Origin of the sequence: Dechloromonas denitrificans, from assembly GCF_001551835.1 — a bacterium.
GTDB classification, from domain to species: domain Bacteria; phylum Pseudomonadota; class Gammaproteobacteria; order Burkholderiales; family Rhodocyclaceae; genus Azonexus; species Azonexus denitrificans.
This window is the reverse complement of the sequence record NZ_LODL01000033.1, coordinates 1-686: the sequence shown is the minus strand read 5'-3', so window position 1 is coordinate 686 and position 686 is coordinate 1. Positions and strand designations below refer to the sequence as shown.

The 686-nt window shown below is 58.5% G+C and carries 1 protein-coding gene; it reads left to right on the top strand.

Annotated elements, in window-relative coordinates:
* The coding region (locus tag AT959_RS14800; protein ID WP_205629936.1) for a cupredoxin domain-containing protein at nucleotides 1-686 on the top strand (686 nt) is incomplete at both ends.

The following is a 686-nucleotide window of genomic DNA, read 5'->3' as shown; positions in this document are numbered from 1 at the left end:
CGCACCGACAAGCCGCATCCGGGTATGGTTCGCGCCGGTGAGGAAGTGACGACCAAGAAGGGTAACAAGATCGAGGTCAAGGGCACGTTGATCCGTTCGCACATCACGCCGGAAACGATCGAGGCGGAAGTGGGCGACGAAATCACCATTCACCTGACCAACCTCGAACGCGCCCAGGATGAAACCCACGGTTTCACGGTGTCGACGATGAACGTTCATGCTTCGGTTGAGCCGGGCAAGACGGTGACCGTCAAGTTCAAGGCTGACAAGGAAGGTGTGTATCCGTACTACTGCACGGAGTTCTGCTCCGCGCTGCACCTCGAAATGCAGGGTTACCTGCTGGTCAAGCCGAAGGGCTGGAAGCCGGGCAAGACGGCTGAAGCCAAGGCCAACTACACGGAAACCGACTATAAGGCGACCGTGAAGAAGGTGGCGGATACCCAGGTGGTCATTGATTCCGTGGTCGGTTACATCACCAGCGTGAACTTCAAGGACTTCCCGGACGTGGTAAACATGGTCGATGACGCTACCGACCAGCTCAACAAGATGAAGGATGCCAAGGCCAAGCACGAAGCCGCTGCCGCCAAGAAGGATTGGGACCAAGCCAATCTGTGGGCCGAGCAGGTCTGGCAGTACCAGGTCAAGGCCGCCGACATCGGCCTCCGCGCCAAGACCTACCTCGAGCA